Here is a 19,305-nt window from a genome sequence, read left to right on the forward strand (position 1 = left end):
AGTCGCTGTGCGGCCCTCAGGGCACGCGCGTGTCACCCGGGTGGGAGGCCCGAGAGCCGCCCACCGGTCAGCGGCCATTGCGTGCGGGGCACGCCCGGTCCCATTCCGAACCCGGAAGCTAAGCCGCACCGCGCCGATGGTACTGCGGGGGAAGCCCGTGGGAGAGCAGGGCGCCGCTGACCGGTGGACGGCTCTCGCCCTTTTTAGACAGGCGAGATGGGGAGGGGGAGCTGCGAGCTCCCCCTTTTTGCATATGGAGGTGCTTTCCATGTCGTATACCGTGTTCGTTATTGGAAATATCGCCTCGGGCAAGTCGACTGCCTGTGCATATCTAGCCTCGCGTGGCGCCCGTCACATCGATTTGGATGCAATGGCCAAGGGCCTGTACGTACCTGGATCTCAGCTCGTCCAATCGATTGCCGAGGAGTTCGGTTGGGATGTCCTCGATGAGTACGGCGCTATTCGCTCTTCGGTTTTGGCCTCTCGCGCCTTCGTGAATCCTGAGTCCATTGCGGCCCTCAACGCCATCGTCCACCCGGTTCTGCTCGATCACCTGAGCACGGTACTCTTGCCCGTGCAATGCTGCTCCACTGTCGTCCCGGAGTATCCCCTCACGGTCGTCGAGGTCTCCGCAGCCGCCTCCTTTACTGATGCATTCGGCTTGGCGGATGACGTGCTTGCGGTTCATGCTCCATTGGATATCCGTCGCGCTCGCGCTCTCGAGCGGGGGATGAGCGCTGATGACTTTGAGGCACGCTCCTCCGTTCAGCCCTGCGATGATGAGCTCATTGCGATGGCGTGTCACGTCATCGATAACTCGGCAGGCGACGATTCATTGTTTGTCCGCCTTGACGAGTGGATTGAGGAACGTGGCATCACGGGACTCGTTAGTGCGGGTGCCCATGCGTAGGGGCGTAAAACTGTTGACGTGGTACCGCGTCCTGCCTTTGCTCGTCGTTTTGCTCTTCGGCGCCATCTCTTTTGTCTACTCCTTTGGACCGTCGCTCGTCTTTAAATCGATGTATCCGCTCGAGTATGAGGATGAGATCACCTCCTCGGCGACCGCGCATGGCGTCGACCCGTATTTGGTGGCGGCTGTCATACGGTCGGAGTCGAGTTGGGATCCGCATGCGTCCTCACATCAGGGGGCGGTCGGCTTGATGCAGCTTATGCCGGAGACCGCGCAGGATATGATCGACAAGGGCTTGGTCGACGGAACCCGGTACTCGGTGGACATGCTGGAGGATCCGGCTGTGAACATCGAGTTTGGCTGCGCGTACCTCTCGTACCTGCTCGCGTACTTCAACGGGGTCACCGATAAGGCGATCGCGGCCTATAACGCCGGGATGGGCAACGTCGATGTTTGGGCGCAGGAAGACGACCTGCTGCACAACGCGATCACGTTCCCGGAGACGCAGGCGTATCTCGTGCGCGTGTCCATGGCGCAAACGCGCTACCAAGAGCTCTATCCGCAGGCCTTTAGCTAGCGTAACCGCCCGTCCTGGCGTACCCTGTATGGCGCGGAGTGTCGGCACTCAGGCTCGCGCTTGAGTCATAGGTAATAGCGGGATGGTTCGATATGGCGGATTTTGAAGTTGAGCGTGTGGGCGGCGAGTTGCGTCGATTTGGCGTGGCGGGTGAGGCAGCGGCGTTTGAGGTCGTCTCTCCCTTCCAGCCGTCAGGCGATCAGCCCGAGGCGATCGCCTCGCTCGTCAAAGGCGTCGAGGATGGCGACCGGTATCAGGTCCTGCTGGGCGTGACCGGTTCGGGCAAGACGTTCACCATGGCAAAGACCATCGAGGCGCTGGGTAAGCCCACGCTCGTCATGGCTCCCAATAAGACGCTCGCCGCGCAGCTGGCCAGCGAGCTCAAGGAGTTCTTCCCGCATAACGCCGTCGTCTATTTCGTCTCGTATTACGACTATTACCAGCCCGAGGCCTACGTGCCGTCAAGCGACACGTATATCGAGAAGGACTCGTCCATCAACGAGGAAGTCGAGATGCTGCGGCACCAGGCGACCGCCTCGCTGCTCTCGCGCCGCGACGTCATCGTCGTCGCCTCGGTCTCGTGCATCTACGGCATCGGATCGCCGGAGGATTACGCTGGTCTCGCCCCGAATGTCGACAAGAAGGTGCCCCTGGAGCGCGATGAGTTTATCCATGCGCTCATCGACATCCAATATGACCGCAACGACTATGACCTCGCGCGCGGGACGTTCCGCGTGCGCGGCGACGTGGTCGATGTGTACCCACCTTATGCCGAGCACCCCCTGCGGTTTGAGTTCTTTGGCGACGAGGTGGAGCTGATCGCCGAGATCGACGAGGTGACGGGCGAGATCCTGCGCGAGTACGACGCCATCCCGGTGTGGCCCGCATCGCACTACGTGACGGAAAAGCCCAAGGTCACGGCCGCGCTCAAGTCCATTGAGGAGGAGCTCGAGGTCCGTGTGGGCGAGCTCAAGGCGAACGACAAACTGCTGGAGGCCCAACGCTTAGAGCAGCGCACGAGCTACGACCTCGAGATGCTGGAGACGATGGGCTTTACCACGGGCATCGAGAATTACTCGCGTCATCTGGACGGGCGCAAGCCCGGTGAGCCGCCGTTCACGCTCATCGATTACTTCCCCAAGGACATGCTCTGCATCATTGACGAGAGTCACGTGACGGTGCCGCAGATCCGCGGCATGCACGAGGGGGACCGTTCGCGCAAGGTCACGCTCGTGGAGCATGGGTTCCGCCTGCCGTCCGCGCTGGATAACCGGCCCCTGCGTTTTGACGAGTTCGAGGCGCGCATCCCTCAGTTCATCTATGTGAGCGCCACGCCCGGCGACTACGAGCTCCGCGTGAGCCAAAACAACGTGGAGCAGATCATCCGCCCCACCGGCCTGCTCGACCCCAAGATCGACGTGCGCCCCGTGCACGGTCAGATCGACGACCTCATCGATGAGATCAACGCGCGCGTTGCCAAACACGAGCGCGTGTTGGTGACGACGCTCACCAAGCGCATGGCGGAGGACCTGACCGACCATCTGCTCGATGCGGGCATCCGCGTCAACTACATGCACTCGGATACGGCGACCATGGACCGCGTCGAGATCCTGCGCAGCCTGCGCCAGGGCAAGATCGATGTGCTGGTGGGCATCAACCTCCTGCGCGAGGGCCTCGATTTGCCCGAGGTGTCCCTCGTGGCGATCTTGGACGCGGACAAAGAGGGCTTTCTGCGCAATCGGCGGTCCCTCATCCAGACCATCGGCCGCGCGGCCCGCAACGCGGAGGGCGAGGTCATCATGTACGCCGACACGGTGACTGACTCGATGCGCGAGGCCATCGATGAGACGAACCGCCGCCGCGCGATCCAGATGCAGTTCAACGAGGAGCACGGCATCAAGCCAAAGACCGTGCGCAAGGCGATCAGCGATATTTCGAGCTTTATCGCCGAAGCCGAGGAGACGGTGGGCAAGAAGGACCGTTCGCGCGGCGACACGCTGGGCCATGGCGCGTTCTTCTCACCGGCGGCGGACGGCGACGCGGGTGATGGGGGCGCCGTCTCGATGGGGGAGCGATTGGCGGAGGAGCTGTCGGAGCTGCCCCAGGAGGAGCTCGCGCGCGTCATCGCGACCATGGAGGACGACATGCGCGCCGCGTCGGAGGCCATGGATTTTGAGGAGGCGGCACGCCTGCGCGACGCCGTGGTGAGCCTCAAGGCCATGGCGGAGGGCACGAGTGAGGACGAGGTGATAGAGGCCCTGCGCAAGAGCGCCCGCAAGGGGTCGGTGTTCGCCTCGGGCCGCAAACGCCAAGGCGCGCGGTTCAAGAAGTAGGATGGTATACTTACCCACGGGAAAATCGCGGCTCAGGGCCGTTGGGGAGGGAAGACCATGACTGACTTCGATATGATATTCGACCGTTTGCGCGGGCTGACGTGGAGCCATGTCGCCATGGCAACGTGCTGTTTTGTCCTGGGTGCGGCATTGTTCGTTTCCCCGGCATGGGTGCACGCGGATTTCGTCCGCCTGCAGCAGCTGCTGTCCTGGTTCGCCATCGCGTCCGGCGCCTTGTCGCTCATCGGGTCGTTCGCATCCGCGGCGCCGTTCTCGCTGCGCGGCGTCGAGCCCGTCGCGGGCGTCGTGCTGCTGGCAGGCGGGCTGTGGACGCTCAACTTCCCGCTCGCTGCGTCGACTTTTACGGTGAGTGTTTCGGCGTTGGGCATATTCCTCGCGCTGTACCTGGTGCTCACGGCGCTTGAGATGGACCGTCGCGGTGCCGGGCACTGGGTGGCGCAGCTGGTGGGCGCGCTCGCCGTCCTCGCGGTTTCCTTTGCAGGCCTGTTCGGCTTGGCCGGCTCCGCGGGCATGCTCGCCCTTGCCGCCTTGCAGCTGTACATCGCCGGCTGGGGCTTTGTGTACGCCTCGGTGAGCCTGTCGGTGCGTGCGAGCAAGGTCGCGGCGGCGTAAGGGCTCCCGCCGGTCATCTGGTCGCTCCATATGGCGAACGCCGTCTCGGCCTGGTGCCGGGGCGGCGTTCTTCTTGCGGCGATGCGGAATGTGCGCCGCGCTCTCTTAGGCGCGCTGTGCGTCGATGAGCGCGCGGGCGCAGCGGATGCCGTCGGTTGCGGCGCTCATGATGCCGCCCGCGTATCCCGCTCCCTCGCCGCAGGGGTAGAGACCGGGCGTGCTGACGGAGACGCAGGACGTGCGGTCGCGGACGACGGTGACCGGTGAGCTCGAGCGCGTCTCGGGCGCCGTGAGCACGGCGTCGGGGCAGTCGTAGCCCTTGAGCCTGCGCCCAAGGAGCGGCAGCCCCTCACGCAGGGTGTCGATGACGTGCGCGGGCAAAACCTCATCGATGCTGCCCCAGGTGACGCCGCGCGGGTACGTGGGGGCGATGCGGCCCGGGCCCGTGCTTGCCCGTCCCTGCAGGAAGTCGCCGACGAGCTGCGCCGGCGCGCGATACGCACCGCCGCCGCACGCAAAGGCGCGTCGCTCACACGAGCGCTGAAGCTCGATGCCGGCAAGGGGGTCGGTACCGGGCAGATCGCTGGGCGTGATGTTGACCAGAAGCGCGGCGTTGGCGTTGCGCCCATCGCGCGCGTTGAGGCTCGCGCCGTTCGTGACGACCCCGCCGCGCTCGGATGCCGCTGCGACGACTTCGCCGCCGGGGCACATGCAAAACGAGAAGAGGCTGCGCCCGTTATCGAGATGGGCGACCAGGCTGTAGGGAGCCGCGCCAAGGGCGGGGTGCCCGGCGGCGGTGCCATAGAGCGCTCGGTCGATATCGGCCTGCAGGTGCTCGATGCGCACGCCCATGGCGAACGTCTTGCGCTCGAGCGCGACGCCGCAATGCCTGAGGAGGGCGAAGACGTCGCGCGCGGAGTGTCCGCAGGCGAGGATGACGGCGCGGGCGGGGATGTGCTCGGCGCGGCCCTCGTGGGTCACGGTGACGCCACGGACGGCGCCACGCGCATCGAGCTCGATGTCGGTGACCTGCGTGCGAAAGCGCACCTCTCCGCCGCACGAGCGAATGCGGGCGACGATGTTGGTGACGACCTCGGGCAGGACGTCCGAGCCGATGTGCGGCTTGGCGTCCCAGAGGATGTCGCGCGGCGAGCCCGCCTCCACCAGCGTGCGCAGGACGAGGCGATGCAGGGGATTTTTGGTGCCCGTGTTGAGCTTGCCGTCGGAGAACGTGCCGGCTCCGCCTAGCCCGAATTGGATGTTGGACGCAGGGTCGAGCTCGCCGGTGGCGTTGAAATGGCGCACGGCGCTCGTGCGCCTGGTCGCGTCGTCCCCCTGCTCGATGAGAAGGGGCGCAAGGCCCGCCTCGGCGAGGGTGAGGGCGGCAAAGAGCCCCGCGCATCCCGCACCCACCACGATGGGGCGCTCGTCTGCGTCTGGCACGTTGGCGGCGTTGCGGGGGCGCTCGAATGAGGGCTCGGCGCCGTCGACGGCCCGAACGCGCCGCGCGTCGCGGGGAGGGACGTGTTCGAGGAGTCGCAGCTCATCGATGCCCGAGGCGACATCGATGCGCGCGCTGAGCGTGAAGTGCACGTTTGATTTTTTGCGCGCGTCGATCGATTTGCGGTGCAGCTCGACGCGCGACAGGTCCTGACGGCGGCAGCCGAGCAGGCGGGTCGCCTCGCGCGTGCAGGCGGCGATGCATCCGCGCTCGGAGGACCCCTCCTTAAGCGAGCAGGAGATCTCCGAGATTTCTAGCATGATGCTCCTTTCGCTGCGCACGCGGCGGCCCGCATGCCCGAGATCCACGCCCAGGCGAGGTTGTATCCCCCGCAATCGGCGTCCATGTCGACGGCCTCTCCGCATGCGTGCAGGTCGCGCACGGGGCTGCCGTCCCGGCGCCGTGTGACGGCAAAGCGATCGAGGTCGATGGCGGAGAGGGGGATGCCGCCGCGATGCACATGGGCCTGGCGGTGCTCGGCGGTGCCCAGCACGCGCAGGGGCAGGCGGTGGAGGACAGCGGCGCACCGGGCGAGCGGGTCGTTCGACCCGTTGGCGAGATGGCAGACGAGCGCGGCCAGGGGGCGCGCCACCAGGCCGTCGAGCCACGGGGCGCTCCCGGCGAAGCTTCCGAGATCGCGCTCGCGCCGCCGCAACAGGTCGAGCAACTGCGCCTCGCTCAGATGGGGGAACAGATCGAGGTCGATGACGTCGCCGGGCTGGAGCCGGCGCGACAGGTTGAGGGCGGCGATGCCCGAGATGCCGTAGGTCCTAAAGAGGACCTCGCCGTGCTCAAAGGCGATGGCGGCCCCATTGCGCATGAGGGAGAGCGTGCCCTCGACGCGCAGCCCGTCGAGGTGCTCGAGGGCCAGCGAGGCGGCGTCGGCTTCGCGCGCGCCTTCGGGCGCGAGTCGGCAGGAGATGGGGCAGAGCACGGGCTGCTCCTGAAGGTGGGGGATCCCAAAGATCTTGCAGATCGCATCGGACTGCCCGCCCGTGGCGATGAGGACCCTGCGGGAGCGAATCGTGCGCTCGGCACGCGGCGCGGCGGCGAGCGCCTTGCGCGCGTTGCGGATATGGGCCTTGGCGTCTCGACCCGGCTTGAACGAGAGCGGCGCGGAGGGCGCGTTCAGGGTGAGCTCCCAGCAGTCCGCATATGTGGCGCGCACGAGCTCGACGCCGCACATCAGGTCGACCTGCAGGCGGTCGCAGGCGTTGAGGAGCACGTCGCGCACGGATTCGGCCCGTCGCGTCATGGGGTAGAGGCGGCCCTCGTCCTCCTCGGCGAGCATCAGGCCGAGCCCCTCGAAAAACGAGGCGATGTCGCGCTCGGCATGATCGCCAAAGACGTGGCGCACGGCGTCCTCGTGCCTAAAATGACGGGGGTCGAGCTGCGCATTCGAGATGTTGCAGCGCCCGTTGCCCGTGGCGAGCAGGCGCAGGCCGCATTCGACGTCCTGTTCGAGGACGCAGCAGCGCGCGCCCGCACGCGAGGCCGTGACGGCGGCGGCGAGGCCGCTCGCCCCGCCCCCTATGACGACGACGTCCATGAGCGGAGCGCCGCCCTCCGCGGGGGAGAGCGGCGCGCGCGTCGTGCGGTGTGAATTGGAGGGCGCGTCCACGGCGGCTATGCCGAGGCGTCGTCGGAGCCGGTCGGCTCGACGTGCTCGGGGAGTCCGGCGACCTTGGCGAGGGCGTCGGGCAGCAGTCCGGCGGGCAGCTCATCCTCGATGGCGCCGGCGTCGCACGCGGCGGCGAGGGCGGGGTCGATGGGCAGGCGGCCCAAGATCTCCAGGCCGTACTGCTCGGCGACGGCGTCGAGCTTGCTGGGGCCGAAGACCTCGATCTTCTTGCCGCAGTCGGGGCATTCGACGTAGGCCATGTTCTCGACGATGCCCAGGACGGGGATGTTCATCTTCTCGGCCATGTTCACCGCCTTGGCGACGATCATGGACACGAGGTCCTGGGGGCTCGTCACGATGACGATGCCGTCGACCGGTAGGGACTGGAACACCGTGAGGGCGACGTCGGCGGTGCCGGGGGGCATGTCGACCAGCAGGTAATCGAGCGGGCCCCAGCTCGTCTCGCTCCAGAACTGGCGGATGGCGCCCGCGATGACCGGGCCGCGCCAGAGCACGGGGTCGGTCTCGTTCTTGAGCAGCAGGTTGCTCGACATGACCTTGACGCCGTGGTCGGAGATCTCGGGCAGCAGCAGGTTACCGAGGCCCATGGCGTGCCGCCCGCTCATGCCGAACATCTTGGGGATGGAGGGACCGGTGATGTCGGCGTCGAGGATGCCGACCTTGTGGCCAGCGCGCGCCAGCTCGACGGCGAGCGACCCGGTGACGAGGGACTTGCCCACGCCGCCCTTGCCGGACAACACGGCGATGACGCGTTTGACCTCGGAGAGGTTGTTCTCCTCGAACTCCTGCGGGGCGGTTTGCCCGCCCGCGGCCGTTGCATGCTCACAGCTCATATGCGCTTCCTTTCGCGTGACGTGAAACGCCCCCATTGTACCCGTCTGGCGTCGATTCTGGCCCGGATGGTGCATGGGGACAGCGGTGATCGGGGCGTTTTGGGGCCCAGTGCCCGAGGGCTGCGCACCGCATTGCCGTTTTGTTGACAAGTGGGTATTCCTCATGGCGGTGTTGACCTCGTGTGCCGCGCATGACAGATTAGTAATCTTGGGAAATGTGTGATTATGTGCCGAGCGCGCGGTCGGGATCGATGGCGCGCGGCGCACATGCGTATTGAGGATGCCGATGGTTGAGACTGCCAGCCCCGCTCTCGCGGTGATTCCGCTGATATTCGCTTGTGCCCTTTTTGCCGCCGGGGCGGGGTACGCCTTCTGGTGGGTCAAGCGCCTGGGTCGCCGGATGTCCGCGGGCCAGGTGGCGTGGCCGCTCGTGTTCGTCGCCTACCTCGTGTTCATCGCGGTGTGGTGCGCGATCGGGTGGCTCGACGCCGGCATCGGGGCGCTCGATATGGCGGTATGGTCCGCCGCGCAGACCGCCTGCGGACTGTGCACGCTGGCGCGTCGTCCTGTTCTCGACTGGATCGAGTCGCTGCCGCGCCCGGCGGCCGAGGGAATCCGCGCAGGGCGTGACGTCTCGGTGCTGGCGGGAGTCTCAATCGCGTCCGCTCTGATGGTCGATGCTGCTTGGTCCGATCTCGCCGGGAGCATCCCGGTCCGCTTCGTCGCGTTCACCGCGCTGCTGCTCGCCGGCTTTGGCGTGGTGGCGTATGCGCTGGGGCAGCGCTCGGGCGTACTCATGTGCCTCGTCCCCATTGCGGCGGCGGGCTTTGGCGTGGCGCAGTATTTCGTGGTCCAGCTCAAGGGCGCGGCCATCTTGCCGAGCGACCTGCTCGCGCTCGACACCGCTGCCGCCGTGGCAGGCGCCTACGACTTCATCCTCACGCCGCAGATCTTTTGGGTGCTCTGCGTCGTGGGCGTATGCGTGTGTCTTTTGTCGTTCGTGTGGCCGGGGCGCGTGTCGTCGCGTCGTGCCCGCATGGCGAACATCGCGGTGAACGTCGCGTGCGGCGCCGCGTTGAGCGCGGGCTGCGTGGGGCTCTTCCGCTCCGTCTCGATCGATGAGGCGCTGGGCTTTACGTACGACCGTTGGCAACCCATCGAGACGTACCGTTCGTGCGGGTTTGTCCCGAGCTTCATATCGCTGCTGCAGGACTTCGCGATTCCCGTGCCCGAGGGCTATACGAGCGAGGGCGCCCAGGCGCTCGAGGATGAGCTGGCCGCTCAATTCGACATGGGCATGGGTGCCGCGCCCGAGCGCTTGGCGGCGTGCGAGCAGTTCGAGCAGGTGCGCCCCACCGTCATCGCGGTGATGAACGAGACGTTTACCGACTTGTCGCTCTACGAGGGGCTTCGCGCCGCCGGTTATACGGGGCCGGAGGGCTATAACTCCCTGACCGGCACGCTCATGCGCGGCACGCTCATGGCGTCGGTGATGGGCGGCGGCACCGCCAACACCGAGTTCGAATTCCTCACGGGCAACAGCTCCGCGTTCATCGGGTTTGGAAAATACCCCTATCAGCTCTACGACCTGTCGGGCGTCGACAGCCTGGCATCGCAGTTCGCGGGGCTCGGGTACGCCACCACCGCCATGCATCCGCAGCTTCCGAGCAACTACAACCGCTCGAGCGTGTATCCGGAGCTCGGCTTTGGCGAGTTCTTGTCCATCGACGACTTTGGCGAGGTGGAGAGCTATCACGCCGGCGCGCGCGACAAGGCGACGTACGACAAGGTCCTGGAGCTGCTGGAGGGCGACGATGCTCCCCAGTTCATCTTCGATTTGACCATGCAAAACCACAGCGGCTACGACCCCGGCTCCGTGCCCGCCGAGGATGTCGTCCGCTACGCTCCCGCCGGCGTGGCGGACGAGGCCCTGCTGGGGCAGCTCGACACGTACCTGGCGTGCATCAGCATGTCCGACAACGACCTGATGTACTTCATGGACCGCTTGCGCGGGCTGTCTCGCCCGGTCGTCCTCGTGTTCTTCGGCGACCACCAGCCCAACTTTTCCGGGGCCTTGAACGATGCGCTCTATCCGGGGGAGGACCCCTTCCTGCACGAGATGCGCACCTATGAATCGACGTACATGGTCTGGGCGAACTACGAGGTCGCCGGCGCGCCGCTCGACGTGCGCACCGAGGTTGGCGCCGCCCAGCTCGCCGCGCAGGTGCTGTACCGCATCGGCGCTCCGCTCAGCGATTACCAAAAGGCACAGTTGGTGCTCGATGCGCAGGTGCCGGCGGTCAACCTGCTGGGCTATCGGGGCGCGGACGGCCTGCGTTACGCGCTGGAAGCCGAGAGCCCGTACCGGGGCGCGCTCAACCAGATGGCGACGCTGCAGTACGAGAATTTCGCGCGCAAGGTTCAATAAGCGGGGCCGGGGGATCCGCCCAGGTGTCTCGCCGCGGTGCCGGGGCGGGGTCGCCGATGAGGCGGGGTCGTAGACTCGCCGTCGCGTCAATGGCCGATCGGTGGCCCGCCGATGGGTGATGGATGGGTTGTCGACGAGGCGGGGCTGTCGATGAGTGAAGGGTGGGGCCGCGATCGTCGAAAGGCGGGCCGACGAGGACGCAAGCCGCCGATGAGTGACAGGCCGGCCGACGAGGACGCGAGCCGCCGATGGGCGACGGGCGGGGCGGTCGATGGGCGGGTCGACGGGGCGGGCTTGGCGATGGTCGAGCGATGACCCGCCGATGGCCGAAAGGCGGGGTGCCGTACGCGGGAGGCGTCTGAATGCGGGGAGCGCGAACGGGTATCCTTCTTGGCAATATGGGCGCGCGAGGCATGAGGTGCGCCCCGCTGATTCGAAAGGAGCGCACATGCTGCTCGAAGGTAAGAAGGCCATCATCACCGGCGGCACCCGCGGCATCGGCTATGCCATCGCCGCCCGCTTTATCGAGGAGGGCGCCGCCGTCACCGTGTTCGGCTCGCGCCAGGAGACCGCCGACGCCGCGGTCGAGAAGCTGCTCGCCAGCTACCCGGATGCCAAGGTGTGGGGTCGCACCTGCGACCTGTCCTCGCTCGACGCCGTGACCGAGGCCTTTGCCGCCGCCGCCGAGGATATGGGCGGCGTGGACACCATCGTCAACAACGCCGGCATTTCCCAGTCCACCCCGTTGCTCGACTACACCGCCGACGAGTGGCAGAAGGTCATGGACCTGAACGTCACCGCCGTGTTCAACGGTTGCCGCGCCGGTGCCCAGCTCATGATCGAGGCCGGCCACGGCGGCACCATCACCACGACGAGCTCCATGGTCTCCAAGTACGGTCAGCCGTCCGGCTGCGGGTACCCCACGTCCAAGTACGCGGTCAACGGCCTGACGCAGTGCCTTTCCCGCGAGCTCGCGCCCAAGGGCATTCGCGTGAACGCGGTCGCGCCCGGCATCACCAAGACCGACATGGTCGCGGCGCTGCCCGAGAAGATGATCCAGCCGCTGATCGCCACCATTCCCCTGGGTCGCATCGGCGAGCCCGAGGACGTGGCCAACGCGTTCGTGTACCTTGCGAGCGACATGAGCTCCTACGTCACCGGTGCGGTCATCCCCGTCGACGGTGCCGCCCGCAGCTAAGCTCGCTGCAGCCATGCGAGTTGCTTCAAGCGGCCTGGGAGCAATCCCGGGCCGCTTTTTGATGCGCGGGGCCCGTGGCCCGATGCGATTTTAGGCGGTACGGCCCCGTCTGCCATCGCCGCAGGCGACGGTCCGAGGCAAGTGCTGCAAAATTACCTTGCTGTAAAAGTGCGTAAATTGCAGCAGTTTATTGGCTGCTTTCAGGTGGGTCGTTCCTGCGGTTTTCCTGGCGTCGGGGGCACAATCCTCTGTCACCGCCGCGGTAGCATTTTACAGCAAGGGATTTTTGCAGCACATAAAGCCGGCCGATGTCTCCGTTTTGGCCCACCGATCCACGAGCGGCCCATTTCCGTCGGAGGCAAGTGGTTCGCGAGCGGCTGGACGGTAGCACGGCTGGAAAAACTTCCGGAAATCGTGAAGTTTTCCAGCCGTGCTACCGTCCAACGCCCCGTGTGCCCGCGCATTCGAGCGGCGCCTCGGCCGAGCACCTCGGTGCAATCGAACAAAGAGTGCAGGAACGGTGGCGGCTATCCGGGCGAACAGGTGTGCGCGGAGATGGCGGTACACTAAAAGGTCGGATACGAAGGTGTCCGTGAACCATGTCCCACCTCGCTCCGTCGGCTCGCCATGACGTGCGTCTGCTCGGGGCGAGCCGCATCGTCAGATAAGGACCTCCCATGTCTGATTCCTCCATCGTCATCAAGGGCGCGCGCGAGCACAACCTGCAGGATATCGACGTCGAGATCCCGCGCGACAAGCTCGTGGTCATTACCGGCCTGTCCGGTTCGGGCAAGTCGAGCCTTGCGTTCGACACCATTTACGCCGAGGGCCAGCGCCGCTACGTCGAGAGCCTCTCCAGCTATGCGCGCCAGTTCCTGGGGCAGATGGACAAGCCCGACCTCGACTCGATCGACGGCCTGTCGCCCGCGGTGTCCATCGACCAAAAGACCACCTCCAAGAACCCGCGCTCCACGGTGGGCACGGTCACCGAGATCTACGACTACCTGCGCCTGCTGTACGCGCGCATCGGCGTGCCGCACTGCCCCGAGTGCGGGCGCGAGATCGAGCGCCAGACCACCGACCAGGTTGCCGATAAGATCCTCGAGGCAGGGCAGGGGCGTCGCGCCTTTGTGCTCGCGCCCGTGGTGCAGGGCCGCAAGGGCGAGTTCACCAAGCTCATGGACGACCTGCGCGCCGAGGGCTTCTCGCGCGTGCGCATCGATGGCGAGGTGCGCAGCCTGGACGACACCATCGAGCTCGACAAGAAGTTCAAGCACACCATCGAGGTCGTGGTCGACCGCATCGTGATCCGCGACACGAGCCTGGGCCGCATTGCGGAGTCCGTGGAGCAGGCGACCAAGCTGGCCCATGGCAACGTGAGCGTGTACCTGCTGCCCGATCGCGATGCGCCGGAGGGCTCCGAGGGCGACCTGCTCACGTATTCGCTTGCCCTTGCCTGCCCGGAGCACGGGCATTCCATCGACGACCTGCAGCCGCGCGACTTCTCCTTCAACGCGCCCTACGGCGCCTGCCCGGAGTGCGACGGCCTGGGGTTCAAGAAGGTTGTGGATGCCGAGGCGCTCATCGAGGACCCGAACCTCTCCATCGAGGAGGGCGTGTTCGGCAGCTTCTTCGGCAAGTCCAACTACTACCCGCAGATCTTCCGCGCGCTGTGCCTGCACCTCAAGGTCGATCCCGCGACGCCGTGGAAGGACCTGCCCGCCCGCGTGCGCAAGGTGTTCCTCGATGGTTTGGGCGACAAGAAGATGCGCGTCGACTACAAGACGCAGGACGGGCGCGACACGCACTGGTCCACCAAGTATGCCGGCGTGCGCAACATCTTGTACGAGCGCTACGTCGAGACCACGAACGAGAACACCAAGGCCAAGCTCGAGCGCTATATCCGCGAGGAGCCCTGCTCGACGTGCAAGGGCGCGCGCCTGCGTCCCGAGATGCTCGCGGTCACCGTGGGCGGCAAGTCCATTTACGAGGTCTGCTGCATGAGCTGCCGCGAGTCGCTCGAGTTCTTCCGTTCGCTCGAGTTGACCGAGCGCGAGGCGTTCATCGGCCAGGCCATCGTCAAGGAGATTGGGGAGCGCCTGCGCTTTTTGGTCGACGTGGGCCTCGACTACCTCACGCTCGACCGCGCCTCGGCCACCCTCTCCGGCGGCGAGGCCCAGCGCATCCGTCTGGCCACCCAGATCGGCGCGGGCCTCATGGGCGTGCTGTACATCCTCGATGAGCCGTCGATCGGCCTGCACCAGCGCGATAACGAGCGGCTCATCGCCACGCTCGAGCGCCTGCGCGATCTGGGCAACACCGTGATCGTGGTCGAGCACGACGAGGATACGATCCGCGCGGCGGACTTCGTGGTGGATATGGGTCCCGGTGCGGGCGAGCACGGCGGCAAGGTCGTGTGCGCGGGCACGCCCGAGCAGATCATGGCGTGCCCCGACTCGATGACCGGCGCCTACCTCACGGGTCGCGCCATGGTCCGCTTGCCCGAGGAGCGCCGCAACCCCGGCCGCGGCGCGCTCAAGATCACGGGCGCCAAGGCGAACAACCTGCACAACGTGACCGCCCAGATCGAGTTCGGCACCCTCACCGTGGTGACGGGCGTGTCCGGTTCGGGCAAGAGCTCCCTGGTGACCGACACCATCGCCCCGGCGCTCACCAATGCGGTGCACAACTCCACGCGCGTGGTGGGTCCGTACAAGTCGATCGAGGGCATCGACCAGATCGACAAGGTGATCGACATCGACCAGAGCCCCATCGGCCGCACCCCGCGCTCCAATCCCGCGACCTACATCGGCCTGTGGGACGACCTGCGCGCGCTGTTCGCGAGCGTGCCCGAGTCCAAGGCGCGCGGCTACTCGCCCGGGCGGTTCTCCTTCAACGTGCCCGGCGGTCGCTGCGAGGCCTGCAAGGGCGACGGCCAGATCAAGATCGAGATGCACTTCCTCCCGGATATCTACGTGCCGTGCGAGGTCTGCGGCGGCAAGCGCTACAACCGCGAGACGCTCGAGGTCCGCTACCGCAACAAGACCATCGCCGACGTGCTGGACATGTCCGTGACCGAGGCGCTGGCGTTCTTTGGGAACATCCCGCAGATCAAGCGCAAGCTGCAGACCCTCTACGATGTGGGCTTGGGCTACGTGCGCCTGGGCCAGCCCGCCACGACGCTCTCCGGCGGCGAGGCCCAGCGCGTGAAGCTCGCCAAGGAGCTGCACCGCAAGCAGACGGGCAAGACGTTCTACATCTTGGACGAGCCCACGACGGGCCTGCACTTCGAGGACGTGCGCCAGCTGGTGGACGTGCTGCAGCGCTTGGTCGACGCGGGCAACACCGTGCTGGTGATCGAGCACAACCTCGACGTCATCAAGGTCGCGGACCGCATCATCGACCTGGGCCCCGAGGGCGGCAGCGGCGGCGGGCGCATCGTGGTGTCCGGCACGCCCGAGAAGGTCGCGGCGTGCGAGAAAAGCTACACGGGCAGGTTCCTCGCGCCTCTCCTGGCTCGCGACCGCGAGCGCATGGCGGCCCTCCCGGACGCCCAATCTTGACGCTCGATCGTCGCTCGCGTGCGTGAACGCGCGGCGCTCCTCTTTCGCGTCAATTTCGGGCACCTGGAAGGGCCGCAGGGGAGATGCGACGCGTTGGGCACCGCACGCAAGGCGCATATTGATGGTGGGAAGGATCGCCAATGGCTAAGGCGGCTAAGGTCCAAAAGACGAACGCGATGCGCGAGCTCGAGCGCGCCGGCATCGCATACGCCGTCCACACGTACGAGGACGACGGCGAGGAGGCCCGTGGGCTGGGGGAGGCGATCGCGGCGCAGCTCGGCGAGGATCCAGGCCAGGGCTTCAAGACGCTGGTGACGGTTTCGCCGGCGGGCGATCACGTGGTGTGCTGCGTGCCCGTGGCCGAGGAACTCGACTTCAAGGCCGCCGCCCGCGCGACGGGTGAGAAGGCGCTCGCCATGCTGCCCACCAAGAACCTGACGGCGGTGACCGGGTACGTGCGCGGGGGATGTTCTCCCATCGGCATGAAGAAACGGTTCCCCGTGGTGATCGATGAGACCTGTCAGCTCTATGATGAGATATTCATCTCGGGCGGGCGCCGCGGCATTCAGCTCGCGCTCGCGCCCGATGATGTCATTGCATGCACCGGGGCCGTGGTGGCCCCGATCGTGAGGGAGAGGTAGCCCTATGGCGTACACGGATGAGGAGACGGGCAGGCCGCGCGGCGCGCATTTTGCCCAACCGGGGGAGGCGCCCGCCCGGCGGGCATCGGTGGTCAAGGGGCCTGCCCCCCGCTCGCCGCGCCCCGACGAGACCGCCGTGTTCCTTCGTGCCGCAACGTGGCGCACGGAGCAGCCCGCGCCGCGCTTTGATCCCGCGGCGACGGACGCGTTCGACGAGACGAACGTCTTTGACGAGATCGCCCCCGAGCCGTATGCCCCGGCGGGCACCGGGCAGTTGCCATCGGCGGGCGACCGCGCACCCGCCCCTGCGGACGCGACGTCATCGGGCGCGGAGGAGGACGACCTCACATTGTCCGACTACGAGCAGGCGGGGCGCTCCGCGGGCATGATGACCGTGCTCATTTTGGTGAGTCGCCTCACCGGCTTTGTGCGCACCTGGGCCATGGGCGCCGCACTCGGGCTGTCCCTGCTGTCCTCCTCCTACCAGATCGCCTACAACCTGCCGAGCATGCTGTACGAGCTCGTGATCGGCGGCATGCTCATCACGGCGTTTTTGCCCGTGTACCTTGAGGTGCGCCGCGAGCGCGGCGTCGAGGCGAGCAACGACTACGTGGGCAATCTGCTCGGCATCCTGCTGGTCGTCCTGGGCATCGCCTCGATAGCGGCGACCATCGGGGCCCCCGCGGTCATTTGGACCCAGTCCTTCATGAGCGCCGATGCCGGCCAGATGGACACCGCGGTGTACCTGTTCAGGTTCTTCGCCATCGAGATCCTTTTCTTTGGCCTGGGCTCGGTGTTCTCGGGCGTTCTCAACGCGCACCGTGATTACTTCTGGAGCAACTTCGCGCCGGTCCTGAACAACCTGGTGGTCATCGCGAGCTTCGCGGCCTTTTACGTGATGGACGAGATCCTGCACGTGCCTGCGTTCTACAGCGTCACGACCCTTGCCGTGGGCACCACGCTCGGCGTCTTCATCCAGATGGCGTGCCAGATTCCCGCCCTTGCCAAGCACGGCGTGCATCCCCGCATCCATGTGGATTTCCACGACCCCAACCTGCGCAAGACCCTGGCCCTGGGCATCCCCACGCTCGCGGCGACGATCTGCGCCTTTGTGACCGCGAGCGTGCAGAACGCGGCGGCGTTGAGCGTGCAGCCCGAGACGGGCGCCTCGGTGGTGGCCTATTCGCGCCTGTGGTACACGCTGCCCTACGCCCTGTTCGCGGTGCCCATCACCACGGCGCTCTACACCGAGCTCGCCCGCGATGCGGCGCGCCACGACGACGATGCTGTCCGCACGGGGGTGGCGCGCGGCATCGCCCAGATGCTCTTCATCCTGATCCCGTTCGCCCTGTACTTGATTGTGTTCAGCGAGCCGCTCAACATGGTGTACTGCGTGGGCAAGTTCGATCTTGAGGGCGTTGCGCTCGTGAGCGAGTACCTGTGCTGGCTCGCTCCCGCCCTGCCCATCTACGGCGTGTGCGTGCTTTTGCAGAAGAGCTGCTCCGCGCTGATGGACATGAAGCCCTACGCGTTCTCGACCGTTCTGGGCGCGCTGGCGCTCGTCGGCGTCTGCATGGTCGGCGGTGTGACGCTCGGCGGCGGCATGCCCGTCATCGCGTTTGCCACCAGCGCCTTTTACGTCGTCGCCATTGTCATCACGCTCGCGTGGATGCGCAAGCGCCTGCACGGCCTGCAGCTCGGCACCATGGCGCGCGGGCTGTTCTTTGGCATCGTGCTCGGCGGCTTGGGCGCCGCAGCCGGCTGGGGGACCTTGCAGCTGCTGCAGATGGTGCTGGGCCCCATGGTCATCGAGACGGCGGGCGGCCTGGTGGCGGCCCCCATCCTCAAGACGGTGGCCTATATCGCCGTGGCGGGCTTGGTCGCCATGGCCGTGACCTTTATCCCCGGCGTGGTGCTCAAGCTGCCCGAGGCGGGGATGTTCACCTCGATCCTGCGGCGGTTCTCGCGCCGGTAGGCGCAGCCGCGCAAAAATACTGCGCAAAAAACGGGCCTTTTGGAACGACAGCCGAGGTGCTGGGATTCCAAAGGGCCCGTTTTGCGTTCTGGGGCACAGCGGCGTTTACGTGCCCGATGTGAGGCTCGCCGAGATTATTAGGTCGGCGAAGGCGCGGCGCTGCGCCATTCACGGCGCGTCGCTATTTAAAGGCGCGGCCGACGCCCGAGCGCAGCCGATGTCCGAGCGAACCTATGCGTCGCGATGGTGCTCGAGGTAGTAGCTTACGCATCGGTCGGCGAGCACGTCCATGGCGTCGATGAGGTACGTCGGCTTGACGGCGAGGTCCTGGTAGACCACGGACAGCTCCGTGCACCCCACGATGACCGCGTCGCAGCCGTTCTCGTGCATGCGCCGCGCGAGGTCCAGCAGCTCCGCGGGGTCATAGGGGAGATTGCGCTTGATGCGGTCGTAGATGAGCGGCATGACGGTTTTCGCCTGGTCCTCGTCGCTTGGCGCCACAACGCTCAGGCCCGCCTCGGAGAGGTAGTTTTGGAAGACACCCGAGGTGAGGGTGCCGTCGGTCGCGAGCAGGCCGATGGTCGCGTGCTCGCCGTACGCCTCGACGATGCGCGACGTCGTCTCGCGCATGATGTTGAGCACGGGCACATGGGCCACCGCGTTGATCTGCTCGTAAAAGAAGTGCGCGGTGTTGCAGGGGATGGCGATGTAGTCCGCGCCGGCGTCTTCGAGCCAAAGCACCACGCGCTCCATCTCGGGCAGCGGGTCGGGCTGGGTGCGGTCGAGGATGAACGCCGTGCGGTCGGGGATCTGCGGGTCGTTGAACACGATCATGGGGATGTTGTCCTGGTCGCGTTCGGCGGGCGTCTTTTTGATGACGAGCTCCATGAAGTAGGCGGTGGCCAGCGGCCCCACGCCCCCGAGCACGCCGAGTACGGGCTTGTGCATGGTTTTGCTCCCCAGATGGTCTCTCGGGGGTGAGGACCCGAGCGGGTCCCGCCCCGTATGGTTTAAGGGTAGAATGCGGTACCGATGAAACATGCGTACCACCGCCTCGCGTTCGTGGTGCTC

At 66.4% G+C, this 19,305-nt stretch carries 13 protein-coding genes and 1 rRNA gene; 10 read left to right on the top strand and 4 right to left on the bottom strand.

Annotation, left to right across the window (positions count from 1 at the left end; genetic code table 11):
• Positions 1 to 66 precede the first annotated feature (66 nt).
• The 5 genes from rrf to LK434_RS00830 all read left to right on the top strand — a co-directional run bounded on the left by rrf (position 67) and on the right by LK434_RS00830 (position 4,453).
• Positions 67 to 182: ribosomal RNA gene (rrf, locus tag LK434_RS00810) — 5S ribosomal RNA — on the top strand.
• Between the two features lie 86 nt (positions 183 to 268).
• A complete protein-coding gene (gene coaE, locus LK434_RS00815; protein WP_040361960.1) occupies positions 269 to 910 on the top strand; it encodes a dephospho-CoA kinase in 642 nt (213 codons plus the stop codon).
• A gap of 13 nt (positions 911 to 923) precedes the next feature.
• Positions 924 to 1,487, top strand: a complete 564-nt coding sequence (locus LK434_RS00820) for a lytic transglycosylase domain-containing protein (protein WP_227917769.1) — start codon at positions 924 to 926, stop codon at positions 1,485 to 1,487.
• 92 nt (positions 1,488 to 1,579) lie between these two features.
• A complete protein-coding gene (gene uvrB, locus LK434_RS00825; protein ID WP_006722150.1) occupies positions 1,580 to 3,820 on the top strand; it encodes an excinuclease ABC subunit UvrB in 2,241 nt (746 codons plus the stop codon).
• 57 nt (positions 3,821 to 3,877) lie between these two features.
• Positions 3,878 to 4,453 (top strand): hypothetical protein, encoded by a 576-nt coding sequence (locus LK434_RS00830; protein WP_006722149.1) that lies wholly within the window; start codon positions 3,878 to 3,880, stop codon positions 4,451 to 4,453.
• 105 nt (positions 4,454 to 4,558) lie between these two features.
• On the opposite strand, the gene LK434_RS00835 is transcribed toward LK434_RS00830, so the two are convergent.
• The 3 genes from LK434_RS00835 to LK434_RS00845 all read right to left on the bottom strand — a co-directional run bounded on the left by LK434_RS00835 (position 4,559) and on the right by LK434_RS00845 (position 8,429).
• On the bottom strand, positions 4,559 to 6,214 hold the full coding sequence (locus LK434_RS00835) for an NAD(P)/FAD-dependent oxidoreductase (protein ID WP_006722148.1): 1,656 nt from the start codon (positions 6,212 to 6,214) through the stop codon (positions 4,559 to 4,561).
• Positions 6,208 to 7,503, bottom strand: a complete 1,296-nt coding sequence (locus LK434_RS00840; protein WP_006722147.1) for an NAD(P)/FAD-dependent oxidoreductase — start codon at positions 7,501 to 7,503, stop codon at positions 6,208 to 6,210. Before LK434_RS00840 ends, LK434_RS00835 begins: the two co-directional genes overlap by 7 nt.
• 77 nt (positions 7,504 to 7,580) lie before the next feature.
• Entirely contained in the window at positions 7,581 to 8,429 is an 849-nt protein-coding gene (locus LK434_RS00845) for an Mrp/NBP35 family ATP-binding protein (protein ID WP_040361915.1), read from the bottom strand.
• A gap of 286 nt (positions 8,430 to 8,715) precedes the next feature.
• Between LK434_RS00845 and LK434_RS00850 the strand changes: the two genes are divergently transcribed.
• The 5 genes from LK434_RS00850 to murJ all read left to right on the top strand — a co-directional run bounded on the left by LK434_RS00850 (position 8,716) and on the right by murJ (position 18,234).
• Complete coding sequence (locus LK434_RS00850) at positions 8,716 to 10,857, top strand: LTA synthase family protein (protein WP_187371233.1); 2,142 nt, start codon at positions 8,716 to 8,718, stop codon at positions 10,855 to 10,857.
• Between the two features lie 448 nt (positions 10,858 to 11,305).
• Complete coding sequence (locus LK434_RS00855; protein WP_227917770.1) at positions 11,306 to 12,055, top strand: SDR family NAD(P)-dependent oxidoreductase; 750 nt, start codon at positions 11,306 to 11,308, stop codon at positions 12,053 to 12,055.
• A 677-nt stretch (positions 12,056 to 12,732) separates the two neighbouring features.
• Positions 12,733 to 15,618 carry an excinuclease ABC subunit UvrA gene (uvrA, locus tag LK434_RS00860; RefSeq protein WP_006722140.1) on the top strand — a complete coding sequence of 962 codons (2,886 nt, stop codon included), beginning with the start codon at positions 12,733 to 12,735 and terminating at the stop codon, positions 15,616 to 15,618.
• 140 nt (positions 15,619 to 15,758) lie between these two features.
• Positions 15,759 to 16,259 (top strand): Cys-tRNA(Pro) deacylase, encoded by a 501-nt coding sequence (gene ybaK, locus LK434_RS00865; protein ID WP_006722139.1) that lies wholly within the window; start codon positions 15,759 to 15,761, stop codon positions 16,257 to 16,259.
• 4 nt (positions 16,260 to 16,263) lie between these two features.
• Entirely contained in the window at positions 16,264 to 18,234 is a 1,971-nt protein-coding gene (gene murJ, locus LK434_RS00870; RefSeq protein WP_006722138.1) for a murein biosynthesis integral membrane protein MurJ, read from the top strand.
• 231 nt (positions 18,235 to 18,465) lie between these two features.
• Here the strand turns inward: murJ and cuyB are convergent, their stop codons facing one another.
• Entirely contained in the window at positions 18,466 to 19,182 is a 717-nt protein-coding gene (cuyB, locus tag LK434_RS00875) for a cysteate racemase (RefSeq protein WP_006722137.1), read from the bottom strand.
• Positions 19,183 to 19,305: the final 123 nt, after the last annotated feature.

The sequence above is a fragment of the Collinsella stercoris DSM 13279 genome (assembly GCF_020735465.1).
In the GTDB taxonomy this organism is placed as follows: Bacteria; Actinomycetota; Coriobacteriia; order Coriobacteriales; family Coriobacteriaceae; genus Collinsella; species Collinsella stercoris.

Coding starts and splice junctions, on each gene's coding strand:
- ybaK (WP_006722139.1), top strand. CDS start 15,759: ATGGCTAAGGCGGCTAAGGTCCAAAAGACGAACGCGATGCGCGAGCTC.
- LK434_RS00840 (WP_006722147.1), bottom strand. CDS start 7,503: ATGGACGTCGTCGTCATAGGGGGCGGGGCGAGCGGCCTCGCCGCCGCC.
- LK434_RS00845 (WP_040361915.1), bottom strand. CDS start 8,429: ATGAGCTGTGAGCATGCAACGGCCGCGGGCGGGCAAACCGCCCCGCAG.
- coaE (WP_040361960.1), top strand. CDS start 269: ATGTCGTATACCGTGTTCGTTATTGGAAATATCGCCTCGGGCAAGTCG.
- murJ (WP_006722138.1), top strand. CDS start 16,264: ATGGCGTACACGGATGAGGAGACGGGCAGGCCGCGCGGCGCGCATTTT.
- uvrA (WP_006722140.1), top strand. CDS start 12,733: ATGTCTGATTCCTCCATCGTCATCAAGGGCGCGCGCGAGCACAACCTG.
- LK434_RS00830 (WP_006722149.1), top strand. CDS start 3,878: ATGACTGACTTCGATATGATATTCGACCGTTTGCGCGGGCTGACGTGG.
- LK434_RS00855 (WP_227917770.1), top strand. CDS start 11,306: ATGCTGCTCGAAGGTAAGAAGGCCATCATCACCGGCGGCACCCGCGGC.
- LK434_RS00850 (WP_187371233.1), top strand. CDS start 8,716: ATGGTTGAGACTGCCAGCCCCGCTCTCGCGGTGATTCCGCTGATATTC.
- cuyB (WP_006722137.1), bottom strand. CDS start 19,182: ATGCACAAGCCCGTACTCGGCGTGCTCGGGGGCGTGGGGCCGCTGGCC.
- uvrB (WP_006722150.1), top strand. CDS start 1,580: ATGGCGGATTTTGAAGTTGAGCGTGTGGGCGGCGAGTTGCGTCGATTT.
- LK434_RS00835 (WP_006722148.1), bottom strand. CDS start 6,214: ATGCTAGAAATCTCGGAGATCTCCTGCTCGCTTAAGGAGGGGTCCTCC.